This is a genomic window from Falsiroseomonas sp. (genome assembly GCF_051860665.1).
GTDB lineage: Bacteria > Pseudomonadota > Alphaproteobacteria > Acetobacterales > Acetobacteraceae > Falsiroseomonas.
In genome coordinates this window covers 67,917-88,202 of record NZ_JBHYDM010000006.1, presented here as the reverse complement: position 1 = coordinate 88,202, position 20,286 = coordinate 67,917, and the positions used below count along the sequence as shown (strand labels likewise).

The 20,286-nt window shown below is 69.6% G+C and carries 25 protein-coding genes; 14 read left to right on the top strand and 11 right to left on the bottom strand.

Going from position 1 to position 20,286, the window contains the following annotated elements:
- The first annotated feature begins 59 nt into the window (after positions 1 to 59).
- From purB to ACTIF1_RS08520, 12 genes are all read left to right on the top strand, one after another.
- Positions 60 to 1,391 carry an adenylosuccinate lyase gene (gene purB, locus ACTIF1_RS08575; RefSeq protein WP_439595976.1) on the top strand — a complete coding sequence of 444 codons (1,332 nt, stop codon included), beginning with the start codon at positions 60 to 62 and terminating at the stop codon, positions 1,389 to 1,391.
- 99 nt (positions 1,392 to 1,490) lie between these two features.
- Positions 1,491 to 1,823 carry a hypothetical protein gene (locus ACTIF1_RS08570; protein ID WP_439595975.1) on the top strand — a complete coding sequence of 111 codons (333 nt, stop codon included), beginning with the start codon at positions 1,491 to 1,493 and terminating at the stop codon, positions 1,821 to 1,823.
- A complete protein-coding gene (locus ACTIF1_RS08565; RefSeq protein WP_439595974.1) occupies positions 1,756 to 2,583 on the top strand; it encodes an NRDE family protein in 828 nt (275 codons plus the stop codon). Before ACTIF1_RS08570 ends, ACTIF1_RS08565 begins: the two co-directional genes overlap by 68 nt.
- A 143-nt stretch (positions 2,584 to 2,726) precedes the next feature.
- A complete protein-coding gene (gene purC, locus ACTIF1_RS08560; RefSeq protein WP_439595973.1) occupies positions 2,727 to 3,491 on the top strand; it encodes a phosphoribosylaminoimidazolesuccinocarboxamide synthase in 765 nt (254 codons plus the stop codon).
- Positions 3,488 to 3,727, top strand: coding sequence for a phosphoribosylformylglycinamidine synthase subunit PurS (gene purS, locus ACTIF1_RS08555; RefSeq protein WP_439595972.1), 240 nt, complete (start codon positions 3,488 to 3,490; stop codon positions 3,725 to 3,727). Before purC ends, purS begins: the two co-directional genes overlap by 4 nt.
- Positions 3,728 to 3,733: 6 nt before the next feature.
- Positions 3,734 to 3,961 (top strand): hypothetical protein, encoded by a 228-nt coding sequence (locus ACTIF1_RS08550; RefSeq protein ID WP_439595971.1) that lies wholly within the window; start codon positions 3,734 to 3,736, stop codon positions 3,959 to 3,961.
- A 15-nt stretch (positions 3,962 to 3,976) separates the two neighbouring features.
- The gene (locus tag ACTIF1_RS08545; RefSeq protein WP_439595970.1) at positions 3,977 to 4,153 is read left to right on the top strand and encodes a hypothetical protein; all 177 of its coding nucleotides are present in this window, start codon (positions 3,977 to 3,979) and stop codon (positions 4,151 to 4,153) included.
- Positions 4,154 to 4,157: 4 nt separating this feature from the next.
- A complete protein-coding gene (purQ, locus tag ACTIF1_RS08540) occupies positions 4,158 to 4,856 on the top strand; it encodes a phosphoribosylformylglycinamidine synthase subunit PurQ (RefSeq protein ID WP_439595969.1) in 699 nt (232 codons plus the stop codon).
- Between the two features lie 85 nt (positions 4,857 to 4,941).
- Positions 4,942 to 7,149 carry a phosphoribosylformylglycinamidine synthase subunit PurL gene (gene purL / locus ACTIF1_RS08535; protein WP_439595968.1) on the top strand — a complete coding sequence of 736 codons (2,208 nt, stop codon included), beginning with the start codon at positions 4,942 to 4,944 and terminating at the stop codon, positions 7,147 to 7,149.
- Positions 7,149 to 7,382, top strand: a complete 234-nt coding sequence (locus ACTIF1_RS08530) for a BolA family protein (RefSeq protein WP_168051265.1) — start codon at positions 7,149 to 7,151, stop codon at positions 7,380 to 7,382. The genes purL and ACTIF1_RS08530 overlap by 1 nt, the downstream gene beginning before the upstream one ends.
- A gap of 28 nt (positions 7,383 to 7,410) precedes the next feature.
- The gene (gene grxD, locus ACTIF1_RS08525; protein WP_439595967.1) at positions 7,411 to 7,749 is read left to right on the top strand and encodes a Grx4 family monothiol glutaredoxin; all 339 of its coding nucleotides are present in this window, start codon (positions 7,411 to 7,413) and stop codon (positions 7,747 to 7,749) included.
- Between the two features lie 103 nt (positions 7,750 to 7,852).
- Positions 7,853 to 8,614, top strand: coding sequence for an alpha/beta hydrolase family protein (locus ACTIF1_RS08520; protein WP_439595966.1), 762 nt, complete (start codon positions 7,853 to 7,855; stop codon positions 8,612 to 8,614).
- A gap of 63 nt (positions 8,615 to 8,677) precedes the next feature.
- Here the strand turns inward: ACTIF1_RS08520 and rpsD are convergent, their stop codons facing one another.
- Positions 8,678 to 9,295, bottom strand: a complete 618-nt coding sequence (rpsD, locus tag ACTIF1_RS08515) for a 30S ribosomal protein S4 (protein ID WP_168051271.1) — start codon at positions 9,293 to 9,295, stop codon at positions 8,678 to 8,680.
- Positions 9,296 to 9,512: 217 nt separating this feature from the next.
- On the opposite strand from rpsD, the gene ACTIF1_RS08510 reads away from it, so the two are divergent.
- Complete coding sequence (locus tag ACTIF1_RS08510; RefSeq protein WP_439595965.1) at positions 9,513 to 9,716, top strand: hypothetical protein; 204 nt, start codon at positions 9,513 to 9,515, stop codon at positions 9,714 to 9,716.
- Here the strand turns inward: ACTIF1_RS08510 and ACTIF1_RS08505 are convergent.
- From ACTIF1_RS08505 to gltX, 6 genes are all read right to left on the bottom strand, one after another.
- On the bottom strand, positions 9,713 to 10,687 hold the full coding sequence (locus tag ACTIF1_RS08505) for a Bug family tripartite tricarboxylate transporter substrate binding protein (protein WP_439595964.1): 975 nt from the start codon (positions 10,685 to 10,687) through the stop codon (positions 9,713 to 9,715). The two genes, ACTIF1_RS08510 and ACTIF1_RS08505, sit on opposite strands and share 4 nt — an antisense overlap.
- 2 nt (positions 10,688 to 10,689) lie before the next feature.
- On the bottom strand, positions 10,690 to 11,553 hold the full coding sequence (locus ACTIF1_RS08500; protein WP_439595963.1) for an alpha/beta fold hydrolase: 864 nt from the start codon (positions 11,551 to 11,553) through the stop codon (positions 10,690 to 10,692).
- Complete coding sequence (locus ACTIF1_RS08495; RefSeq protein ID WP_439595962.1) at positions 11,550 to 12,392, bottom strand: RNA methyltransferase; 843 nt, start codon at positions 12,390 to 12,392, stop codon at positions 11,550 to 11,552. The genes ACTIF1_RS08500 and ACTIF1_RS08495 overlap by 4 nt, the downstream gene beginning before the upstream one ends.
- Positions 12,389 to 12,769, bottom strand: coding sequence for a CopM family metallochaperone (copM, locus tag ACTIF1_RS08490; protein ID WP_439595961.1), 381 nt, complete (start codon positions 12,767 to 12,769; stop codon positions 12,389 to 12,391). Before copM ends, ACTIF1_RS08495 begins: the two co-directional genes overlap by 4 nt.
- Before the next feature lie 67 nt (positions 12,770 to 12,836).
- A complete protein-coding gene (gene cysS, locus ACTIF1_RS08485; protein WP_439595960.1) occupies positions 12,837 to 14,231 on the bottom strand; it encodes a cysteine--tRNA ligase in 1,395 nt (464 codons plus the stop codon).
- 2 nt (positions 14,232 to 14,233) lie between these two features.
- Positions 14,234 to 15,571 (bottom strand): glutamate--tRNA ligase, encoded by a 1,338-nt coding sequence (gene gltX, locus ACTIF1_RS08480; RefSeq protein ID WP_439596136.1) that lies wholly within the window; start codon positions 15,569 to 15,571, stop codon positions 14,234 to 14,236.
- Between the two features lie 107 nt (positions 15,572 to 15,678).
- On the opposite strand from gltX, the gene ACTIF1_RS08475 reads away from it, so the two are divergent.
- A complete protein-coding gene (locus ACTIF1_RS08475; RefSeq protein WP_439595959.1) occupies positions 15,679 to 16,035 on the top strand; it encodes a hypothetical protein in 357 nt (118 codons plus the stop codon).
- A gap of 7 nt (positions 16,036 to 16,042) precedes the next feature.
- Here the strand turns inward: ACTIF1_RS08475 and ACTIF1_RS08470 are convergent, their stop codons facing one another.
- The 4 genes from ACTIF1_RS08470 to ACTIF1_RS08455 are packed head-to-tail and all read right to left on the bottom strand — an operon-like array spanning position 16,043 to position 20,282.
- Positions 16,043 to 16,462: a hypothetical protein gene (locus ACTIF1_RS08470; protein ID WP_439595958.1), complete on the bottom strand. Its 420-nt coding sequence runs from the start codon at positions 16,460 to 16,462 to the stop codon at positions 16,043 to 16,045.
- Positions 16,459 to 18,123, bottom strand: coding sequence for an NAD+ synthase (locus tag ACTIF1_RS08465; RefSeq protein WP_439595957.1), 1,665 nt, complete (start codon positions 18,121 to 18,123; stop codon positions 16,459 to 16,461). The genes ACTIF1_RS08470 and ACTIF1_RS08465 overlap by 4 nt, the downstream gene beginning before the upstream one ends.
- Before the next feature lie 34 nt (positions 18,124 to 18,157).
- Positions 18,158 to 19,066: a DMT family transporter gene (locus tag ACTIF1_RS08460; RefSeq protein WP_439595956.1), complete on the bottom strand. Its 909-nt coding sequence runs from the start codon at positions 19,064 to 19,066 to the stop codon at positions 18,158 to 18,160.
- 55 nt (positions 19,067 to 19,121) lie between these two features.
- Entirely contained in the window at positions 19,122 to 20,282 is a 1,161-nt protein-coding gene (locus ACTIF1_RS08455) for a nicotinate phosphoribosyltransferase (protein ID WP_439595955.1), read from the bottom strand.
- Between the last annotated feature and the right edge of the window lie 4 nt (positions 20,283 to 20,286).

Here is a 20,286-nt window from a genome sequence, read left to right as displayed (position 1 = left end):
TCAACCGCCTGCTTGGCGCGCGATGAGACGCTCGCTCAATCGCGCATGGAATTCGGTCAATGGTCCCCCGCTACAGCCGGCCTGAAATGGTGGCAATCTGGTCACCCGAGACGCGCTTCCGGATCTGGTTCGAGATCGAGGCGCTGGCGGCGGAGGCGATGGCCGAGCTCGGCACCATCCCTGCTGAAGCCGCCCGGGCGATCCGCCAGGGTGGCGCCGCCAAGGTGGCCGATATCAGCGCGGCCGACCTGGAGCGCATCGATGCCATCGAGCGCGAGACGCGGCACGATGTCATCGCCTTCCTGACCTGGCTCGGCGAGGGCATCGGGCCGGAAGCCCGCTTCCTGCACCAGGGGATGACCAGCAGCGACGTGCTGGACACCTGCCTCGCCGTGCAGATGACGCGCGCGGCGGATCTGCTGATCGCCGATCTCGATGCCTTGCTGGAGGCGCTGCGCGCCCGGGCCGAGGAGCACCGGCATACGCCGACCATCGGCCGGTCGCATGGGATCCATGCCGAGCCGACCACCTTCGGGCTGAAGCTGCTCGGCCATTATGCGGAGTTCCAGCGCAACCGCGCCCGGCTGGTGGCCGCGCGCGCGGAGGTCGCGACCTGCGCCATCAGCGGCCCCGTCGGCACTTTCGCAAGTGTCGATCCCCGCGTCGAAGCCCATGTTGCAGCCAAGCTTGGCCTGGCGGTGGAGCCGGTCTCCACGCAGGTGATCCCCCGCGACCGGCACGCCGCCTTCTTCTGCGCCCTCGCCGTGGTCGCCAGCAGCGTGGAGCGGCTGGCGGTGGAGGTCCGCCACCTGCAGCGCAGCGAGGTGCGGGAGGCGGAGGAATTCTTCCACGCCGGCCAGAAGGGCAGCAGCGCCATGCCCCACAAGCGCAACCCGGTGCTGTCCGAGAACCTGACCGGCCTGGCACGGCTGGTGCGTGGCTATGCCATGCCGGCGCTGGAGAATGTGGCGCTGTGGCATGAGCGTGACATCAGCCATAGCAGCGTCGAGCGCGTGATCGGGCCGGATGCCACCATCACGCTGGATTTCGCGCTGATGCGCCTGACCGGCATGATGGCCAAGCTCACCATCTATCCGCGCCGCATGGAGGAGAACCTGGCCAGCCTGGGCGGTGTGGTGCATTCGCAGAAGGTCCTGCTGGCCCTGACCCAGGCCGGGCTGAGCCGCGAGGGCGCTTATTCCGCCGTGCAGCGCGCCGCCATGGCCACCTGGCAGGCGCTGGGGCAGCCGGGCGCCCGGGACTTCCGCACCAACCTGCTGGCGGATCCGGAGGTGGCGGGCTGCATGGACGCCGCGGCGCTGGAAGCGGCGATGGACCCCGCCCGGGACTTCGTCCACGTCGACAATACCTTCCGGCGGGTCCTGGGATAAAGAGAGAGATCGCGAGGCCGTCATTGGCAAGGAGCCGTTTTGCCCAGGTGCTGCCACAAGCAATGCCTAGATAAGACGGACGACAAGGAGGTCGCACCCATGAGTCTCCTGCCAAAACTTCTGCCGATGGCCGCCGGGGCCGCGCTTCTGGCCTTGGCGGGCGCCGCCGCGGCTGAGGCGAAGGTTGTATCGCCTGTCATCGAGCAGAATGGCGTGGTGCTGGTCGATGGCTGGTATCGTGGCCGCTACTATGACGGGCCGCCGCCCCGCCACTGGCGCGGCCCGCCGCCGCGCTATTATCGCGGGCCGCCGCCCCGTTATTACGGGCCACCGCCAGTCTATTACGCACCGCCGCCGGTCTATTATGCACCGCCGCCGCGCTATTATCGCCCGCCGCCGCCGCCCGGCGTGGGGCTCTACTTCCGCTTCTGAGGATCGTGCCTCCCGCGTGTGCACCGTTGTGCTTCTCAGGCGGCCGGGCACGGCCTGGCCGCTGATCCTGGCGGGCAACCGCGACGAACGGATTGACCGGGCATGGCTGCCGCCTGCGGCGCATTGGCCGGGGCGGCCTGGTGTTGTCGGCGGTCTCGATTGCACCGCGGGCGGCACCTGGATGGCCTTGGGCCGGAGTGGGGTGGTGGCGGCGGTCCTCAACCGCCCCGGCAGCCTCGGGCCCGCGATAGGCAAGACGTCGCGTGGCCTGCTGCCGCTGGATGCGGCAGAGGCAAGCTCGGCGGAAACAGCGGTGGACCGCCTGATGGCACAGGACGCCGGCGCCTGGCGCCCCTTCAACCTGGTCGTCGCCGATCGTCGATCGGCTTTTTTTCTCCGCGGCTTGGGTCGGGGCCGGCCGGAAGCTGTGCCGCTGGACGAGGGGCTGACCATGGTCACCGCCCATGATCCGAACGACCTGAGCAGCCCGCGCATCCGGCGCCACCTGCCGCGCTTCGCGCAAGCGCCCGCGCCGGACCCCGACCGCGCCGACTGGCGAAGCTGGGAGACGCTTCTGACGGATGATGACGTCGGCGCGGCGGGAATCGGGGAGGCGCTGCGCGTTCCGCCAGTCGATGGCTTCGGCACGGTCTGCGCGAGCCTGGTGGCGCTTGCCCCCACCGCCCGGCATTGGCGCTTCTGCCCCGCCCCGCCTGGCCTGGCGCCCTTCCAGGACATCAACCTGCCAGCCGCCGGCTGAGCGCCATGCATCACGGACCCGCGGCCCTGGCGTGGCGGTGCCGTCCAGGCCCTGCTATAGCACGCGCAGATACCGGGCCGCAGCGGCCTGCCGTCCCGCGCGACCGCTTCCTGGGCGCGCGGCAGTCGAGGAGTTCCAGCACCATGGCGCGCCGCCGTCAGCTCTACGAGGGCAAAGCCAAGATCCTGTTCGAGGGCCCGGAGCCGGGCACCCTGGTGCAGTACTTCAAGGACGACGCCACCGCCTTCAATGCGCAGAAGAAGGGCACGATCACCGGCAAGGGCGTGCTCAACAACCGCATCAGCGAATACCTGATGATGAAGCTGGCCGAGATGGGCATTCCGACCCATTTCATTCGCCGGCTGAACATGCGGGAACAGCTGATCCGCGAAGTCGAGATCATCCCCCTGGAAGTGGTGATCCGCAATGTCGCCGCCGGAAGCCTGGCCACCCGGCTCGGCATCCAGGAAGGCACGCGCCTGCCGCGCTCGATCCTGGAGTATTACTACAAGAACGACGCGCTCGGTGACCCGATGGTGTCCGAGGAGCACATCACCTGCTTCGGCTGGGCCGCGACCCAGGACCTGGACGACATGGTCGCCCTGGCGCTGCGGGTGAATGATTTCCTGACCGGGCTCTTCCTCGGCGTCGGCATCACCCTGGTCGACTTCAAGCTGGAATTCGGCCGGCTCTATGAGAATGACGAGATGCGGATCGTCCTGGCCGATGAGATCAGCCCGGACAATTGCCGCCTCTGGGACGTGAAGACCGGCGAGAAGATGGACAAGGACCGCTTCCGCCGCGACCTCGGCAAGGTCGAGGAGGGCTACCAGGAGGTGGCCAAGCGCCTCGGCATCCTGCCCGAGGCGGGGGTGCGGGACATGAAGGGTCCGGAGACCGTTCAATGAAGGCGCGCGTGACGATCATGCCGAAGAACGGGGTGCTCGACCCGCAGGGCAAGGCGATCGGCCATGCGCTGGAAGGCCTGGGCTTCGCCGGGGTGGCGGAGGTTCGGGCCGGCAAGGTGATCGAGCTGGAGCTGGCGGAGACCGATCCCGCCAAGGCCCAGGCCGCGGCGGAAGAAATGGCCCGGCGCCTGCTGGCCAATACCGTGATCGAGTCCTTCAGGGTCGAGCTCGCCTAGCCAGCCATGGTGAAGGTCTCGCTCCTCGTCATGCTGGTGCTGACGGTGCTGATCGCCATGGGGCTGCGCTGGCGCGAGCAGCGCCTGCCGGCGGTGGCGAGCCAGAAGCGGCTGGGGATGGTGGCGCGGGGCAAGAAGGGGCTGGACCGCTGGGTGACCGCCGCGGCACTGGCCGCCGTGGTTACGCTGGCGGTCGCGGGCGGCCTTCACTGGTTGCGGGTCTGGCTGGAATAGCGGCCGGAGAGATCGGTGCAGGAGCTTCTGGAGCTGCTGATCGATCTCTGCGCCAGGCTCGGCCGCCCCATCCTTCGCCCGCTCTGGGGCAACCGGCCGCAAGGGTTGCTCTTCGGCTTCGCATGCTGGTTTCTCGGCCTTCTCATTTTCCTGGCCATCCTGGCCGGGCTGCTCCTCTGGATATTCTGGTGACTCCATGAAATCCGCGATCATCGTCTTCCCGGGCACCAACCGCGAGCGCGACATGGCAATCGCCCTGGAACAGGTCAGTGGCCGCAAGCCGGCCATGGTCTTCCACCGCGACACCGCCCTGCCGGCGGGGGTGGACCTGGTGGTGCTGCCGGGCGGCTTCAGCCATGGCGACTACCTGCGCTGCGGCGCCATGGCCGCGCAGTCCCCCATCATGCGCGCGGTGCGGGACTTCGCCGCCGCCGGCGGCCTCGTGCTGGGCGTCTGCAACGGCTTCCAGATCCTGACCGAGGCGGGGCTGCTGCCCGGCGCCCTGCTGCGCAATGCGACGCTGCGCTTCCTGTCCATGGACTGCCACATGCGGGTGGAGCGCGCCGATACGCCCTTCACCAGCCACTGGCAGAAGGGCGCCGTCTTCCGTTCCCCCATGGCGCATGGCGACGGCAACTACTTCTGCGATGACGAAACCCTGGCCCGCCTGAATGGCGAGGGCCTGGTCGCCTTCCGCTATGCGACGCCAGAAGGCGATATCACCGCCGCCGCCAACCGAAACGGCGCACGCGACAATATCGCCGGCATCCTCTCCCCCAACCTGCGGGTCTGCGGCCTGATGCCGCATCCGGAGGATCTGGTGGACCCGCTGATGGGCGGGACGGACGGGCTGCCGCTCTTCACCAGCCTGATGGATTCGCTCGCCTCTGCCTGAGGCCAGGCCCCGCGCGCCGAAGCCCAACGGCCGCGGGGAACAACGTCCCCCTTTGCCGCCTCAGGCGCCCGGAGCCCTTGCCGCAATGCCGTATCTGCCCCCCGAACGCGCCGCCCAGCTCTCCGCCGAATTCGGCCTGAAGCCCGATGAGTATGAGCGCGTGCTGTCGATCCTCGGCCGCTCGCCGTCTCTGACCGAGCTCGGCATCTTCTCGGTCATGTGGAGCGAGCATTGCTCCTACAAATCCTCCCGCGTCTGGCTGAAGACGCTGCCGACCAAGGCGCCCTGGGTGATCCACGGGCCGGGCGAGAATGCGGGTGTGATCGACATCGGCGACGGGCTGGCCGCCATCTTCAAGATGGAAAGCCACAACCACCCGAGCTTCATCGAGCCTTACCAGGGGGCCGCCACCGGTGTCGGCGGCATTCTGCGGGATGTCTTCACCATGGGGGCGCGGCCGATCGCGAACCTGAATGCGCTGCGCTTCGGCATGCCGGATGCGCCGAAGATGAAGCGCGTGATTGACGGCGTGGTGCGCGGCATCGGCGGCTATGGCAATTGCGTGGGCGTGCCGACCGTGGGTGGCGAGGTGAATTTCCACCCGGCCTATAACGGCAACCCGCTGGTCAATGCGATGACGGTCGGCATCGCACCGAAGGACCGCATCTTTCTCAGTGCCGCGGCAGGTCTTGGAAATCCGGTCGTCTATGTTGGCTCCAAGACCGGCCGCGACGGCATCCATGGCGCCACCATGGCATCCACCGAGTTCTCTGCCGATTCGGAGGAGAAACGGCCGACCGTGCAGATCGGCGACCCCTTCACCGAAAAGCTGCTGATCGAGGCCTGCCTGGAGCTGATGGCCACCGACATGATCGTCGCCATCCAGGACATGGGCGCGGCGGGGCTCACCAGCAGCAGCGTGGAGATGGCCGGCAAGGGCGGCGTCGGCATCGAGTTGGTGATGGACAATGTCCCCCAGCGCGAGGTCGGCATGACCGCCTATGAGATGATGCTCTCCGAATCCCAGGAGCGCATGCTGATGATCCTGAAGCCCGGCCGGGAAGCCGAAGCCGAGGCGATTTTCCACAAATGGGAGCTGGACTTCGCGGTCATCGGCCACCTCACCGATACGGGCCGGATCGTCATCCGGCACAAGGGGGAGATCGAGGCTGATATCCCCCTGGCGCCCCTGGAATCCGAAGCGCCGCTGTATCGCCGCCCGACCGCGGAGACGCCGAAGCAGCCGGTGCTGGCCGCCGCCGACCTGCTTGATCCCATCGGCCCGCTGCCGGCGCTCGAAAAGCTGGTGGGCAGCCTCGACCTCTGCTCCCGCCGCTGGATCTGGGACCAGTATGACAGCACCGTCGGCGGCCAGACCGTGAAGCGCCCGGGCGGCGCCGATGCGGCCGTGGTGAAGCTGGAGGGGCTGAAGCGTGCCTTGGCCATGACCACGGATTGCACGCCCCGCTACTGCCAGGCGGACCCCGAGGCGGGCGGCGCCCAGGCCGTGGCGGAGGCCTGGCGCAACCTGACCGCGGTGGGCGCCCGCCCGCTGGCCATCACCGACAACATGAACTTCGGCAACCCCGAAAAGCCCGAGATCATGGGCCAGTTCGCGGCCGCCGTGCGCGGCATGGGTGCGGCCTGCATCGCGCTCGATTTCCCGGTCGTGAGCGGCAATGTCTCGCTCTACAACGAAACCCAGGGCCGCGGCATCCTGCCGACACCGGCGATCGGCGGCGTCGGCGTGCTCGAGGATGCAGCCCAGGCCATCGGCCTCGCCCTGCAGCCGGGGCTGGACCTGGTACTGGTCGGCGAGACCCATGGCTGGCTCGGCCAATCGATCTGGCTGCGCGAGATCGCGGGCCGCGAGGAGGGTGCGCCGCCGCCGGTGGACCTGGCCGCAGAACGCCGCAACGGCGATTTCGTCCGCGCCCGCATCCTCGCCGGCGAGGTGGTGGCCTGCCACGACCTGGCCGATGGCGGGTTGCTGGTGGCGGTGGCCGAGATGGCGATGGGCGGCGGCACCGGCGCGACCCTGGCCGCCCCGCCCGCCGGCGTGGCCGCGCATGGCTGGTGGTTCGGCGAGGACCAGGCGCGCTACCTGCTGGGAGTGCGGGACGGCGCCGCGCTGCTGGCGGTGGCACGGCAGGCCGGCGTCCCCGCAATCCTGGCCGGGCGGAGTGGCGGAAGGGACTTGGTTCTCGCCGATGGCTCCTCCATATCGGTGGCAAGGCTGGTGGAAGCCCATGAGGCGACGCTGCCGGCGCTGATGAACGGGGAAGCTGGCTGATGGCGATGGATTCGGCGGAAATCGCGGCGCTCATCAAGGCCGCCCTGCCCGATGCCGTGGTGACGATCGAGGATCTGGCGGGGGACGGCGACCACTACGCCGCCACCGTCGTCTCCTCCGCCTTCAAGGGCATCAGCCGCGTGAAGCAGCACCAGATCGTCTATGCCGCGCTGCAGGGCCGGATGGGGGGTGCGCTGCACGCCCTGGCGCTGCAGACCTCCGCCCCCGATTGAAGATCTTTCCGAGCAGGGACCGACCGATATGAGCAACCCCGTCTTCGACCGCATCCAGGCCGAGATCACCGCGACCCCAGTCGTGCTCTACATGAAGGGCACGCCGGTCTTCCCGCAGTGCGGCTTTTCGGCCCGCGTTGTGCAGATCCTTTCCCATGTCGGCGTGCCCTTCAAGGGCGTGAACATCCTGGAGGACCAGGAGCTGCGCGAGGGCATCAAGGCCTTCGCCAACTGGCCAACTATTCCCCAGCTCTATGTGAAGGGCGAATTCGTCGGCGGCTGCGATATCGTGACCGAGATGTTCCAGTCCGGCGAGCTGCAGACACTGCTCGAGGACAATGGCGTGATGCCGAAGGCGACCGCCTGAGCCTCAGCTTCGGCTGACCGTGCCGCCGCGACCAGCGCCCTTCCTCGCTTGGGTGGACGGGGCGCCGGTCGCGCCCTTCCTGTCCAATGCGCGCCACCTGCTGTTGGCCCTGACCTGGCCGATCCGGCGGCTGGACTCTCCGCTGCCACTCGCAGCGGCGCGCCTGCTGACACGGGATCGCACGATCCTCCTGCCGCTGGCGCCTGGCGACACCAGTCTCTCCCTCCCGCCGGGCGATGCGGCCCGCGAGCCGGCGGTGCTGGCATTGGAAACGGTTCGGGCAGCGCCACCAACCACGGCCGACAAGGTCATTTTCCTCAGCGGTGATTCCAGACCTAAGGACGCGAATTTCGGCGCCGCGCTGCAGGCCGCGCTTTGCCCCTATCTGGAAGGCACCGTCGAGAACGAAGGGAGCGCCTTCGGCATCCCGCCCGAGGAAGCCCTGCCGCGCAGCTTTGCGGAACGGCAGGACTGGCTGCGCGAGGTCATCACAGAGGCCCCGGAGCCGGGCCGCCTGATCCTGATGGGTCGTTCCTCCGGCGCGCGGATCGCAAGCACGCTGGCAGATCTCCGCCCCATCCGCGCCCTGGTCTGCCTCGGCTACCCCTTTCACAAGCCGAGCGGACCGGATGAGCCGGAGCGCTATGCGCATCTGCCCGCCCTGCGCACGCCCACCCTGATCCTGCAGGGGCTTCGCGACCCCTATGGCGGTGCGGATATTCCTGGCCGCTATGCGCTTTCGGCCAGTACCGAGCTGGTGCTGCTCGACACAGACCATGGCTTCCGGGGCGAAGCCGGCATCTGGGACCGGGCCGCGCGGGAAATCCTGCTGTTCCTCGGCCACCGAACCCGGGCGACTGGCTGAAGGCAGCAAAAAGGGCGGGGTCCTGCGACCCCGCCCCCAGGTGACACGAGCCCTGAAGCTCGATCAGCGCGAGTAGAACTCGACCACCAGGTTCGGTTCCATCTGCACCGGATAGGGCACGTCGCTCAGCTTCGGCGCGCGCAGGATACGGCCGCGCATCGCGCGGTGGTCGACCTCGATGTATTCCGGCACGTCGCGCTCGCCGGACTGCGCGGCATCCAGCACGCAGGTCAGCTGCTTCGACTTCTCCTTCACCTCGATCACATCCGTGTCCTTCACCAGGTAGGACGGGATGTTGAGGCGCTTGCCGTTGATCAGCACATGGCCATGGTTCACGAACTGCCGCGCGGCGAAGGGCGTCACGGCCAGCTTCATGCGGTAGATGATGGTGTCCAGGCGGCGCTCGAGAATCTCGATCAGGTTCTCCGAGGTGTCGCCCTTACGGCGCACGGCTTCCTCGTAGTACTTGCGGAACTGCTTCTCGCCGATGTTGCCGTAATAGCCCTTCAGCTTCTGCTTCGCCATCAGCTGCACGCCGAAGTCGGTCGGCTTCTGCTTGCGGCGCTGCCCATGCTGGCCGGGGCCGTATTCGCGCTTGGCGATCGGGGACTTGGCGCGACCCCAGAGGTTCACGCCGAGGCGGCGGTTGATCTTGTACTTGCTTTCTGCGCGCTTGGTCATGCGCTTCTCCTGCCCGGCCTCCTTGCGGATCGCCGGTTCTTCCTTGTGCCGGCACCCTTCTGGGCATCGCGGCGGGTTGTCCCGGTAGGCCCGAGGCCAGCATGGCCAAGGGCGGGCGCAGGCCCCGAAGGCCTGTCCACGTTCCCGGAAGTGGCGCGCCTATAGGGGGGCGGTAGCCGCCTTGTCAAACCGGGGCCCAACCCCCTACTTCGCCGCCATGGTCACGCGCGAAGACATCCTGATTCTCGGCCTCAGCGCCGGCGTCGTCGGCAGCCTAGTCGGCGGCATGATGCTCGGCATCGGCATGGGGCTGGTCATCGGTGGCCAACACCTGGGCTGGCTGCTGCTGCTGCCAGCCGCGCCGGTGGCCGGGATGATCGGCTATCTCCAGGCACGCAAGCTGGCAAAGCGCCTGACCTAGTCGGGCGTAATCCCCGCCGCCTGGATCAGCCGGGCCTTGTAGGCCAGGTCCTGGCGCAGGAATTCCGCGGTCGCCTCCGGCGTCGCCGCATGCACGGTATAGCCGGAAGGCGCCAGGTGGCGCTGTTCCACCGCCGGGTCGGCCATGGCCGTGGCGATGTCCCGCTGGATGCGGGCCAGCAGGGCGGGCGGCGTGCCGGCGGGGGCGAAGGCGCCGAACCAGGTGCGCGGGTCGATATCGTCGAAGCCGGCCTCGGCCAGCGTCGGTACCTCCGGCAGCGCCGCGAAGCGCGTCGGCTTGCCCACCGCCAGGGCCCGCAGCGTGCCGGCCCGGATATGCGCGGCGCCGGAGGCGATGCCTGCCAGCGTCATCTGCACCTCCCCGGCCAGGGTGGCGAGCACCGCCGGCGTCAGGCCGCGGTAGGGCACATGCACCATCTCGATCCGCTCGCGGGCCATCAGCGCGCCGAAGCAGAGATGCGGCTGGCTGGCATTGCCGTAGGAGCCGAAGTTCAGCCGCCCCGGCGCGGCGCGCGCCGCGGCCACCAGCCCCGCCATGTCCTGCGCCCCCACCGAGGGATGCACCAGCACCATCTGGTGCACATCCACCAGCAGGCTGACCGGCGCCAGGTCCTTCATCGGATCATGGGGCAGGTTGCGGATGAGGTGGGGGTTCGAGGTGATCGAATTGTCCGCGGTGATCAGCAGCGTATGGCCATCCGGCGCCGCCTTGGCGACCAGGTCCGTACCCGGCACGGTGGACCCGCCCGGCCGGTTGTCCACCACCACCGCCTGGCGCCAGGCCAGCTGAAGCCGGTCCGCCAGGGCGCGGGCCAGGGCATCCAGCCCGCCGCCCGGCGGGAAGGGCACCACGATCCGCACCTGCCGGTTCGGGAATTCCGCCGATTGGGCGCGGGCCGCCAGGGGGGCAGCCAGGCTGGCGGCCAGCAGGGTGCGGCGGGGGATGCGCATGCTCAGGCTCCGAAGAAGTGCTTGCGCAGATGGTCCAATGTCACGGCCGGGGCTTCAAGTTCCGGCAGGTGTCCCACACCGGCGGGCGAGACGAAGGCGGCACCGGGAATTGCCTGTGCGATCAGCCGGCCCACCGTCTCGGGCGGGTTCACCGCATCCTCGGCACCGGTCAGGCACAGGGTCGGCGCGCGGATCAGCGGCGCGAAATCGGCGATGACATCCACCTGTTCGGTGCAGCGGGCCGCCTGCAGCAGGCCGCGCGGATGGGTGGCGGCCACCATGCCCTCCACCAGCCCCCGCACCAGCTTCCCGGTGCCCGGCGCCACCAGCTTCTCCGAGCGCGTCCGCGCCAGGGCCACGCCGCCCTCCGCGACGCTCGCCTCCCGCATCGCCAGCATGGCCGCGCGCCCCGCCTCCCCCTTCCAGCGCTGGCCGCGGGAGGTGCCCATCATCACCAGCTTCGCCACCCGCGCCGGATGCCGCGCCGCCAGGCAGGCGCCGAGCATCGAGCCGAAGGAGGATCCCGCCACGCAGACCGGACCCTGCGCGCCCAGCGCATCCAGCAGCGCCAGCGCCACCGCCGCATAATCCTCCGGCGCCGGCGCCTCCGTCGCAAAGGGGTCGGAGAGGAAATAGCCCGGCGCATTCCAGGCGATCACCCGCGCCCGGTCCGACAGCCCGGCGAGCGAGAAGCGCCAGCCCATGCTGTTCGCGCCGATGCCGTGCAGGCAGAGGATGGTCAGCGGCCCCTGCCCCGCCTCCATATAGGACAGCCGCCGGCCCTCCAGCCCCAGGGCTTGCGCATCCACCTCGCAGAAGCGGGGATCGGGCAGCGGGGGGATGGGGGTGCCGTCGGGGTGGATCATGCCGAATCCTTCTCGGCCGCCTCATGCCAGGGCGGCAGCGGGTCCTGGGCCGGGAAGCGGCCGCGCTGCATGCGGCCCGTGGAAAGCTCCGTCACCACGCCGTGCAGCGTGCGCAACTCCTGCTCCGTGACCTCGCCGCGCTGGAACCAGTGGCGAAGGTTGCGCACCATGCCGGGGCGCTTGGGCGGGTTGTGCAGGAAGCCCGCGGCATCGAGCTCGGCCACCAGCCGGCCGAGGAAATTCTCCAGCGCGCCCTTGGTGGCCACCGTCGTGCCATTGGTCAGGAACTGGCGCGGTGCCGTGGTCTCGGCGGCCATCCACCATTCATAGGCCAGGATCATCACCGCCTGGGCCAGGTTCAGCGAGCAGTGCTGCGGGTTCAGCGGGTAGCGCACCAGCGTGTCGCAATGCGACAGGTCCTCCGCCTCCAACCCCGCGCGTTCCGGGCCGAAGAGCACCGCGGCGCGCAGCCCCCGGCCATTGATCTCGCGCAGATCGGCCGCCGCGGCCCGCGCATCGCGCTGCTGCACGATGGCGAAGCGCGGCCTGGGGCAGGTGCCCATCACCCGATGGCAATCGGCGACCGCCGAGGGCACGTCCGGAAAGACCTGCGCCGCATCCAGGATGGCATCGGCACCGGAGGCCGCGGCATAGGCATTGGGCTGCGGCCAGCCATCCCGCGGCGCCACCACGCGCAGGTGGAACAGCCCGCCATTGGCCATGGCGCGCGCCGTGGTGCCGATATTCATGGCCATCTGCGGTCGCACCAGCACCACGATGGGGCTTTCGCCTGGCGCCGGCGTCAGGACCGCGCCACCCTCGCCGCGACCGCCCGTCATCGCGGCGGCGGCGCGGTGCGGGCGAGGAAGGCCCGCAGGGTCGCGATCTCCGCCTCCTGCGCGCGGATGATCTCCTCGGCCAGGCGCCGCATCTCGGGATCCGTGCCGTGGCGTAGCTGGATGCGCGCCATCTCGATGGCGCCCTGGTGGTGCGGAATCATGCCGGCGGCGAAGTCGCGATCCGTATTGCCGCTGTAGCGGATGGCCATGTCGCGGTGCATGCGGTCGTTGGCCGCGCGGAATTCGCGCGTGCTCGGCTGTTCGGTCGCGCTGCGCTGCGTGGTCGGCGCCGCGTGATGGCCCTGGTGGCCCTGCTGCGCGAAGGCGGGCGCGGTCAGGGCCAGGGACAGGGCGGTGGCGATGGCAAGGCGGGGCATGTCGGATCCTCCGGATGATGGGCCGGAGCCGGAGGTGGGGCCTTCCCCCTGGGGGAAGGCAAGAGGGTCATGCACGGCGCCAGCTCGTCCCCTGCGGCCCGTCCTCCAGCAGGATGCCCTGGGCCAGCAGCTCCTGCCGGATTCGGTCGGCCTCGGCCCAGTCCTTGGCCTTGCGCGCGGCCAGCCGTGCCGCGATCGCCGCCTCGATCGCCTCTCCATCGCCGGCCTCGCCGCGGAACCAGGCGGCGGGGTCGGTGCCGAGCAGGCCGAGCAGCGCGCCGCAGGCCAGGATGCGGCCCTTGAGATGCGCCAGGCCGGCCTCGCTGCCCCGCGCCAGTGTGTCGTTTGCGGTGGAAACCAGGTGGTGCAGCGTGGCCAGCGCCAAAGGCGTGTTCAGGTCATCGGCCAGCGCCTGCTCGAAGGGCGGCGATTCGGCCGGATGTGGGCGGTCGCCATCCTCCGCCTCGATCTCCGCCATTTTCGACAGGGCCCGGTAGAACCGGTCCAGCTCCCGCCGCGCCTCCTCAAGCCCTGCCTGCGTGTAGTCCAGCGCGGCGCGGTAGTGCGTGCGCAGCAGCAACAACCGAAAGGCCTCGCCGGCCCAGGGGCCGTGGCCCAAAATGTCCTGCACGGTCAGGAAATTCCCGACCGACTTCGACATCTTCTCCCCATCCACCAGCAGCATGCCGTTGTGCAGCCAGAAGCGGGCGTAGTGGCTGCCCCGGAAGGCGCAGAGGGATTGCGCCACCTCGTTCTCGTGGTGCGGGAACATCAGGTCGGCGCCGCCGCCATGGATGTCGAAATCCGGCCCGAACTGCTTCCAGGACATGGCGGAGCATTCGATGTGCCAGCCCGGCCGGCCGCGACCCCAGGGGCTGTCCCAGCCCGGCTGGTCGGGCGTGGAGGGCTTCCACAGCACGAAATCGCCCGGGTCACGCTTGTAGGGCGCCACCTCCACCCGCGCGCCGGCCAGCATCTCATCCGGCGAACGGCCGGAGAGGGCGCCGTACTGGGCGAAGCTCGCCACGGCGAACAGCACATGGCCCTCCGCCGCATAGGCATGGCCATTGGCGATCAGCCGCTCGATCAGCGCCACCATTTCCGGGATGCTGCCGGTCGCGGTCGGCTCCACATCCGGCGGCAGCACGCCGAGCGCGGCCATGTCGCGATGGAAATCGGCGGTGGTGCGCGCGGTCAGCGCCGCGATCCCCTCCCCGCTCTCCCGCGCCCGGTCGATGATCTTGTCCTCGACATCGGTGATGTTCCGCGCATAGGTCACGCGCGGATAGGCCTGACGCAGCAGGCGGGCGAGCACGTCGAAGACCACATTCGGGCGGGCATTGCCCAGATGCGCCAGGTCGTAGACGGTCGGGCCGCAGACATACATGCGGACATGCTGGTCATCGATCGGCACGAACCGCTCCTTGCGGCGGGTCGCGGTATTGTGGAGCTGGATGTCCATGTTCAGCCTGCGGCGGCCTGCAGCAGGCGCTTCAGCGCCCGCTCGCGGCCGATCAATGGAAGGAAGAACTTGAGGTCCGGGCCGTGGTCCTCGCCCGTCAGGGCGCGGCGCAGCGGCAGGTACAGGGCACGACCCTTGCGGCCGCTGCGCGTCGACAGTTCGGATGTCCAGGCCGGCCAGGTGGCCTCATCCCACGGCTCCTCGGGCAGCGATTCCGCGGCCAGACGCAGCAGGTCGGCGTCGGCGGGCTCACCCAAAGGCACGATACCACCGGAGGCAACCTCCCACCAGTCGCGCGCTTCGCGCAACAGATCGAGGTTGCCGCGCACCGCCAGCCAAAAATTCTCCCCCGCCCCCTCCGGCAACCACTCCCGCACGGCCTCGAAGGGCAGGCCGTGCAGCCAGCGGCGGTTCAGGGCCAGCAGCTGCTTGGTATCGAACCGGGCCGAGGACTTGGAAACCCGGCCCAGGTCGAAGCTTGGCACCAGATCCGCCGGCATGGCCGGTACCGGATCGGCGGAGGTGCCGAGGGCGGCCAGGTAGCCGACCAGCGCCGCCGGCTCCACCCCGTCCCGCCGCAGTTGCCGCAGGCCGACGCTGCCGGTGCGCTTGGACAGCGGCCCGCCATCCGCATCGGTCAGCAGGGGCAGATGCGCGAAGCGGATTTTGCGCGGGTCGCCGCCCAGCGCGGCAAAGATGTCGAGCTGGATGCCGGTATTGGTGACGTGGTCCTCACCGCGGACGATGTCCGTGATGCCGGTGTCGAGGTCATCGACAACGGAGGTGAAAGTATAAAGAAAACTGCCATCGGCGCGGATCAGCACCGGGTCGGAGAGGCTCGGCAGCTTCACGCTGCGGCGGCCCAGCACGCCGTCCTGCCATTCCACATGGCCGCCGGAGAGCTTGAAGCGCCAATGCGGCGTCTTGCCGTTGGCGATCGCGCGGGCGAGCTGCTCCGCTGTCATCTTCAGCGCCGCGCGGTCATAGAGCGGCGGCTTGCCCTGGCGGATGCGCTGTTCGCGCTTGAAGGCCAGTTCCTCCTCCGTCTCCAGGCAGGGATAGAGGTGGCCGGAGGCCTTCAGCCGCTCGGCCGCCGCGGCATAGAGCGCGAGCCGGTCCGACTGCCGGGCGAATTCATCCCAGTCGAGGCCGAGCCAGCGCAGATCCTCCTCGATCGCCTGGGCATATTCGGGGCGGGAGCGTTCGAGGTCGGTATCATCCAGGCGCAGGAGGAAGCGACCGCCCAGGTGCCGGGCGAGGCACCAATTGGCGATGGCGATACGGGCATTGCCGACATGCAGCAGGCCGGTGGGGGACGGGGCGAAGCGGACTTTCATCAGGCGGGCACAGGAACGGCAAAAGGCGGCACAAGGCAAGGCGCCCGATACACTTCGCCGCATTGCCGCCATGGGCGGGGTGCTAATGTGGCGTGGTAAGGAGAGTTTCCATGCTCAGGCTTCGAACCGCGATTGTCGCTGGCATGCTGGCACTGGGCGCCGTGACGGCGCCGGCGGCCCATGCCGATTGGCGCTACCGGGGGCACGGCCACTACCATGGTGACGGGGGCGCGGCCGTTCTGGGCGGCGCGCTACTGGGCCTCGGCGTCGGCGCGGCGCTGGGTGCCGCCCTTGCCCCGCCAGCCGTGGTCTATGCGCCGCCGCCGGTGGTCTACTATCCCCCGCCGCCGCCGCGCGTCTACTATGCACCCGCCTATGTGCCGCCGCCGGTCTACTACGCGCCGCGCTATGTCGCGCCGCCGCCGGTCTATGGGCCGCCGCCGGGCTATTACGGCTGGGTGAAGTAGCGCCCGGCTACCCCTCCCCGTCTTCCTCCTCCTCGTCCTCCTCATCACGACGGGGGTCGAGGACTCGCCAGTTGCGCTCCTCGGCATCCGTTGCCGGACGCGCGGCGAAATCGGCCAGTTCCGTCGCACTGCGCCAGGCGTCGTCGCCGGCGCCCTGCACCTCGGCATCCTCGCCGAAGGTGCCCCAGGCCGCCATGACGGACCGCGCATCCATGCCGGGCGCGCGGCAGATATCGACCGAATCCCGGACATAGCGCCGTGCAAAGGCATTGGCATGGGCAATCGTGCCGAAGCCGCGCACCACCTCCACCGGCTCCGCCCCATTGGCGCCGGAAAGGTCCATGATACGGACCTCGAGCCCCTCCACCTGGCCCAGCACATCCTTGGCGAAGATCGGGTCGTCCTCGCCCTCGTCCTGGCCGCTCATGCGATCAGCCCCGAAAATCCATTGGTCAGGGGGTAGCGGCGGTCGCGGCCGAAGGCGCGCGGCGTGATCTTCACCCCGGGCGGCGCCTGGCGGCGCTTGTATTCGGCGCGATCGAGCATGCGCCAGATGCGCAGCACGGTGGCGCGGTCGTATCCCTCGGCCACCAGCCCATCCACATCCATCTCGCGTTCCACCAGGCCCTCCAGGATCGCGTCCAGCACCTCATAGGGCGGCAGCGTGTCCTGATCGGTCTGGTCCGGCTTGAGTTCCGCCGAGGGCGGCTTGGTGATCACGCGCTCCGGCATCACTGCGCCTGCCGGGCCGAGCGCACCGGGCGGCACATGCGCGTTGCGCCAGCGGGACAGGGCGAAGACGGTCATCTTCCAGACGTCCTTCAGCACCGAATAGCCGCCGCACATATCGCCGTAGAGGGTGGCATAGCCGGTGCTCATCTCCGACTTGTTGCCGGTGGTCAGCAGCATGTCGCCGAACTTGTTGGACAGCGCCATCAGCGTCACGCCGCGCAGGCGGGACTGCAGATTCTCCTCGGTGGTATCGGCCGGACGGTTGCCGAAGGCCGGCGCCAGCATTTCCTGCATCGCCGCCATGGCCGGCCCGATCGGGATGCTCTCGTAGCGGATGCCGAGCAGCCGGGCGCAGCCCTCCGCATCGTCCAGGCTGTCGCGGGAGGTATAGGGCGAGGGCATCATCACCGCCCGCACCCGGTCCGGCCCCAGCGCATCCGCCGCCACCGCGGCAGAGAGCGCGCTGTCGATGCCGCCCGAGAGGCCCAGCACCACGCCGGGGAAGCCGTTCTTGTCCACATAGTCGCGCAGGCCGAGCATCATGGCCCGGTAGATCTGCTCAAGCCTGGGCAGCGCCGGCGGCACCGGCTGGGGCGCGCAGATCCAGCCACCCGGCCCGCGGGACCAGTCGGTGATCGCCAGCCGCTCCTCGAACATCGGCATCTGCACGGCCAGGCTGCGGTCGGCGTTCAGCACGAAGGAGGCGCCCTCGAAGACCAGCTCGTCCTGGCCGCAGACCTGGTTCAGGAAGACGAAGGGCAGCCCCGTCTCCACCACCCGCGCGACCGCGAGCTGGACCCGCGTATCCTGCTTCTCCGCCTCGAAGGGCGAGCCATTGATGCTGATGAGCATCTCCGCTCCGCTTTCGAGGAGGGTCTCGCTGACCGCGGGGAACCACCAGTCCTCGCAGATCATCAGCCCGAGGCGTACGCCACGGAAGGCGACGGGGCCGGGCGCGGGGCCGGCCATGAAGACGCGCTTGTCGTCGAAGACCCCGTAATTCGGCAGTTCATGCTTGGCGCGGCGGGCCAGGATGCGCCCCCCCTCCAGCACGAAGAGCGCATTGTGCAGGCGCTCGCCATCCCGCCAGGGGCCGCCGACGACGATGCCGGGGCCGCCATCCGCCGTCTCCGCGGCCAGCGCCTCGATACGCTGGAGGCAGGCCTCCACGAAGGCCGGCTTCAGGACCAGATCCTCCGGCGGATAGCCGGCGATGGAGAATTCCGGCGTCACCAGCAGGTCGGCGCCCGCCGCCGCCGCCTCCGCCCGCGCGCGGCGGATGCGATCTGCATTGGCATCCAGCGCACCCTCATGCGGGTTCATCTGGGCAAGGGCGATACGAAGCTGGTTTGTCATGGTCGGGCGAACCTAGGGACGCCCCGGGGGAGGGTCAACGCGCCCGTTCCGGGAGGCGGACCACCAGCAGGATCATGCCGGCCGTAACCAGGCCAACACCAAGGAAGCCCGCCCATCCCAGCGGCTCGCCCAGCAGGGGCCAGGCGGCCAGCGCGGCCATTCCGGGGACCAGGGCGGTGATGGTGGTGGTGGTCGGCGCGCCGAGTGCGGTCACCGCGCGGGTGAAAAGCAACCCGGCCAGGATCGTCGCGCCCACCCCCTGATAGGCAAGCTGGTACAGAACCGCTCCGCTGCTGGCTTGGCCGATGCTGGAGGGAAGCAGGAACCACCAGACCGGCAGGTAGAGCGGCGCCGACCACAGGGCGATGGACAGGGTGGCCTGCATGGCGCCGATGCCCCAGAGGCGGATGAGCAAGGTATAGAGGGCCCAGCAGCAGGACCCTCCAAGGAACAGCAGGTCCCCACGCCAGGCGCCCGGATGCGCGCCAAGCGTATCGCTGGCCAGCAGAAGGATGCCCAAGGCGACCACGAGCAGGGAGGCGACACGGCGGCGTGTCCAGGCCTCGCCCAGGAAGGCCGCCCCCAGCGCCGCGGTCAGGAAGGGCAGCGTGCCCGGCAGCATCACCCCGCCATGCGCGGCCGGCGCCAGGGTAAAGCCGTGATAGGCCAGGATCGGAAAGCCGAAGGAGGCCGCGGCCAGGATCGGCAGCAGGCGCAGAGGCGGCAGCCGCGGCAGGCCGAGCAGTGCCAAAAGCGGCAGCGCCGCCAGGAAGGCACCGGCATAACGCAGCGCCGCGACATCCCAGGGTGTCAGCGCCTGGCTCGCCGAGAGCCGCGAGGAGAGCAGAAAACCCGCCCAGACGAAGAGCACCGCAAAGGCGCAGGCGAAGCCGATTCGTCGCTCCCGCGCCACGGCGGTTGGGGGAGGTGCTGCGGCTGACATCGCCCCCAGTCTAGGAGGCGTTCAGCCGCTTGCCCATCCGCGGGGGGTGCAAAGCTTAGCCGGGACTCCGACGCCTCGCGCCGTTCCGCAGCAAGAATTCGCGCCCGACCTTCACCCGCGGCACGCCGTCATAGGCGACGATATCGGCCGTGGCATAGGTCTCGCTCCAGGCCTCGGGGATGAAGGAGCCCGTGCCGACCACGTCGATCGGCGCCTTGGCTTCCGCCACCACGCGGCACTTGCCGACGCCGAAGCCGGAGGAGGCGACGATGCGGACCTTGGGGAAGCCGGCCTCGTCCAGCGCCTCCCGGATCCGCCAGATGGCGGCGGCGGAGACGCCGGTGCCGACCAGGTGGCGCAGCTCCGTCTCGCTGCGATAGCGGCGCACCGCCTGCGGCGCATGCCGTTCCAGCACGGCATAGGATTCGCCGGGGTCGAGCCCTTCCAGGAAGCGCCCGCCATGGGTGTCGAGGCGCACCGCCATGCGCCCGGCCGCGGCCAGTTCCGGAAAGCGCCGGCAGACGGCCAGGCTGTCCGTCACCTCCCGGCCGAAGTAGTCGACCAGGACCGTGAGGTCCTCGGCCGGGAAGGTCTCATGGAACATCTCGGCGGCGCGGACGGTGGAGCCGGCATAGCCGATCAGCGCATGCGGCATGGTGCCGCGGCCGCGCGGGGCGCCGAACCAATGCGCCGTCGCGTCATTGGCATTGCCGATGAAGCCCTTGGCCCCTTCCCGCTGCGCCGCCGCGCTGCCGATGGCGGCGGCATAGGCCATCATTTCCTGCATCTCGGCGCCGGCGCAGTGTCGCGCCTCCATGGCCAGGAAGGGCACCTGCGGCAGCTCGACGCACATCTGATAGGCATTGTGCGCGGCCACGCAGGCCGGGCCGAGCTTCTGCAGCAGGATCGTCTCCAGGTCCGCGAGCTGGGCGAAGGAGCCCGAGAGGTAGAAGATCGGGTCGCCGGCGCCGACCCAATCCCCCTCCCGGTGCATCAGCTCCACCTCGAAGCGGGTCCCTCGGCGGGCAGCCACGGCAGTAAGCCAGTCGGTGGCGAGCCGGGGCGCCGAGATCACCGGCCGCCGCAGGAAGACGGCGTAGGTGACGCGGCAATCCCCGAACTTCTCGACCACCGCGCGGGTCCGGTTGAAATAGCTGTCGGTCCAGGCCGGGATATCATCCACGGCCGGCGGCAGCGGCCGACCCGGGCTGGGCATGGCC

What these genes read in the sequence shown, in the direction of transcription:
- ACTIF1_RS08510 (WP_439595965.1), top strand. Translation starts at nt 9,513, where the DNA reads ATGGTCACGCGCGAAGACATCCTGATTCTCGGCCTCAGCGCCGGCGTC.
- cysS (WP_439595960.1), bottom strand. Translation starts at nt 14,231, where the DNA reads ATGGACATCCAGCTCCACAATACCGCGACCCGCCGCAAGGAGCGGTTC.
- ACTIF1_RS08465 (WP_439595957.1), bottom strand. Translation starts at nt 18,123, where the DNA reads ATGACAAACCAGCTTCGTATCGCCCTTGCCCAGATGAACCCGCATGAG.
- copM (WP_439595961.1), bottom strand. Translation starts at nt 12,769, where the DNA reads ATGCCCCGCCTTGCCATCGCCACCGCCCTGTCCCTGGCCCTGACCGCG.
- purS (WP_439595972.1), top strand. Translation starts at nt 3,488, where the DNA reads ATGAAGGCGCGCGTGACGATCATGCCGAAGAACGGGGTGCTCGACCCG.
- ACTIF1_RS08530 (WP_168051265.1), top strand. Translation starts at nt 7,149, where the DNA reads ATGGCGATGGATTCGGCGGAAATCGCGGCGCTCATCAAGGCCGCCCTG.
- purB (WP_439595976.1), top strand. Translation starts at nt 60, where the DNA reads ATGGTCCCCCGCTACAGCCGGCCTGAAATGGTGGCAATCTGGTCACCC.
- purQ (WP_439595969.1), top strand. Translation starts at nt 4,158, where the DNA reads ATGAAATCCGCGATCATCGTCTTCCCGGGCACCAACCGCGAGCGCGAC.
- ACTIF1_RS08505 (WP_439595964.1), bottom strand. Translation starts at nt 10,687, where the DNA reads ATGCGCATCCCCCGCCGCACCCTGCTGGCCGCCAGCCTGGCTGCCCCC.
- rpsD (WP_168051271.1), bottom strand. Translation starts at nt 9,295, where the DNA reads ATGACCAAGCGCGCAGAAAGCAAGTACAAGATCAACCGCCGCCTCGGC.
- ACTIF1_RS08500 (WP_439595963.1), bottom strand. Translation starts at nt 11,553, where the DNA reads ATGATCCACCCCGACGGCACCCCCATCCCCCCGCTGCCCGATCCCCGC.
- ACTIF1_RS08470 (WP_439595958.1), bottom strand. Translation starts at nt 16,462, where the DNA reads ATGAGCGGCCAGGACGAGGGCGAGGACGACCCGATCTTCGCCAAGGAT.
- ACTIF1_RS08495 (WP_439595962.1), bottom strand. Translation starts at nt 12,392, where the DNA reads ATGACGGGCGGTCGCGGCGAGGGTGGCGCGGTCCTGACGCCGGCGCCA.
- ACTIF1_RS08570 (WP_439595975.1), top strand. Translation starts at nt 1,491, where the DNA reads ATGAGTCTCCTGCCAAAACTTCTGCCGATGGCCGCCGGGGCCGCGCTT.
- ACTIF1_RS08475 (WP_439595959.1), top strand. Translation starts at nt 15,679, where the DNA reads ATGCTCAGGCTTCGAACCGCGATTGTCGCTGGCATGCTGGCACTGGGC.
- ACTIF1_RS08460 (WP_439595956.1), bottom strand. Translation starts at nt 19,066, where the DNA reads ATGTCAGCCGCAGCACCTCCCCCAACCGCCGTGGCGCGGGAGCGACGA.
- ACTIF1_RS08455 (WP_439595955.1), bottom strand. Translation starts at nt 20,282, where the DNA reads ATGCCCAGCCCGGGTCGGCCGCTGCCGCCGGCCGTGGATGATATCCCG.
- purL (WP_439595968.1), top strand. Translation starts at nt 4,942, where the DNA reads ATGCCGTATCTGCCCCCCGAACGCGCCGCCCAGCTCTCCGCCGAATTC.
- ACTIF1_RS08565 (WP_439595974.1), top strand. Translation starts at nt 1,756, where the DNA reads ATGCACCGCCGCCGCGCTATTATCGCCCGCCGCCGCCGCCCGGCGTGG.
- purC (WP_439595973.1), top strand. Translation starts at nt 2,727, where the DNA reads ATGGCGCGCCGCCGTCAGCTCTACGAGGGCAAAGCCAAGATCCTGTTC.
- grxD (WP_439595967.1), top strand. Translation starts at nt 7,411, where the DNA reads ATGAGCAACCCCGTCTTCGACCGCATCCAGGCCGAGATCACCGCGACC.
- ACTIF1_RS08550 (WP_439595971.1), top strand. Translation starts at nt 3,734, where the DNA reads ATGGTGAAGGTCTCGCTCCTCGTCATGCTGGTGCTGACGGTGCTGATC.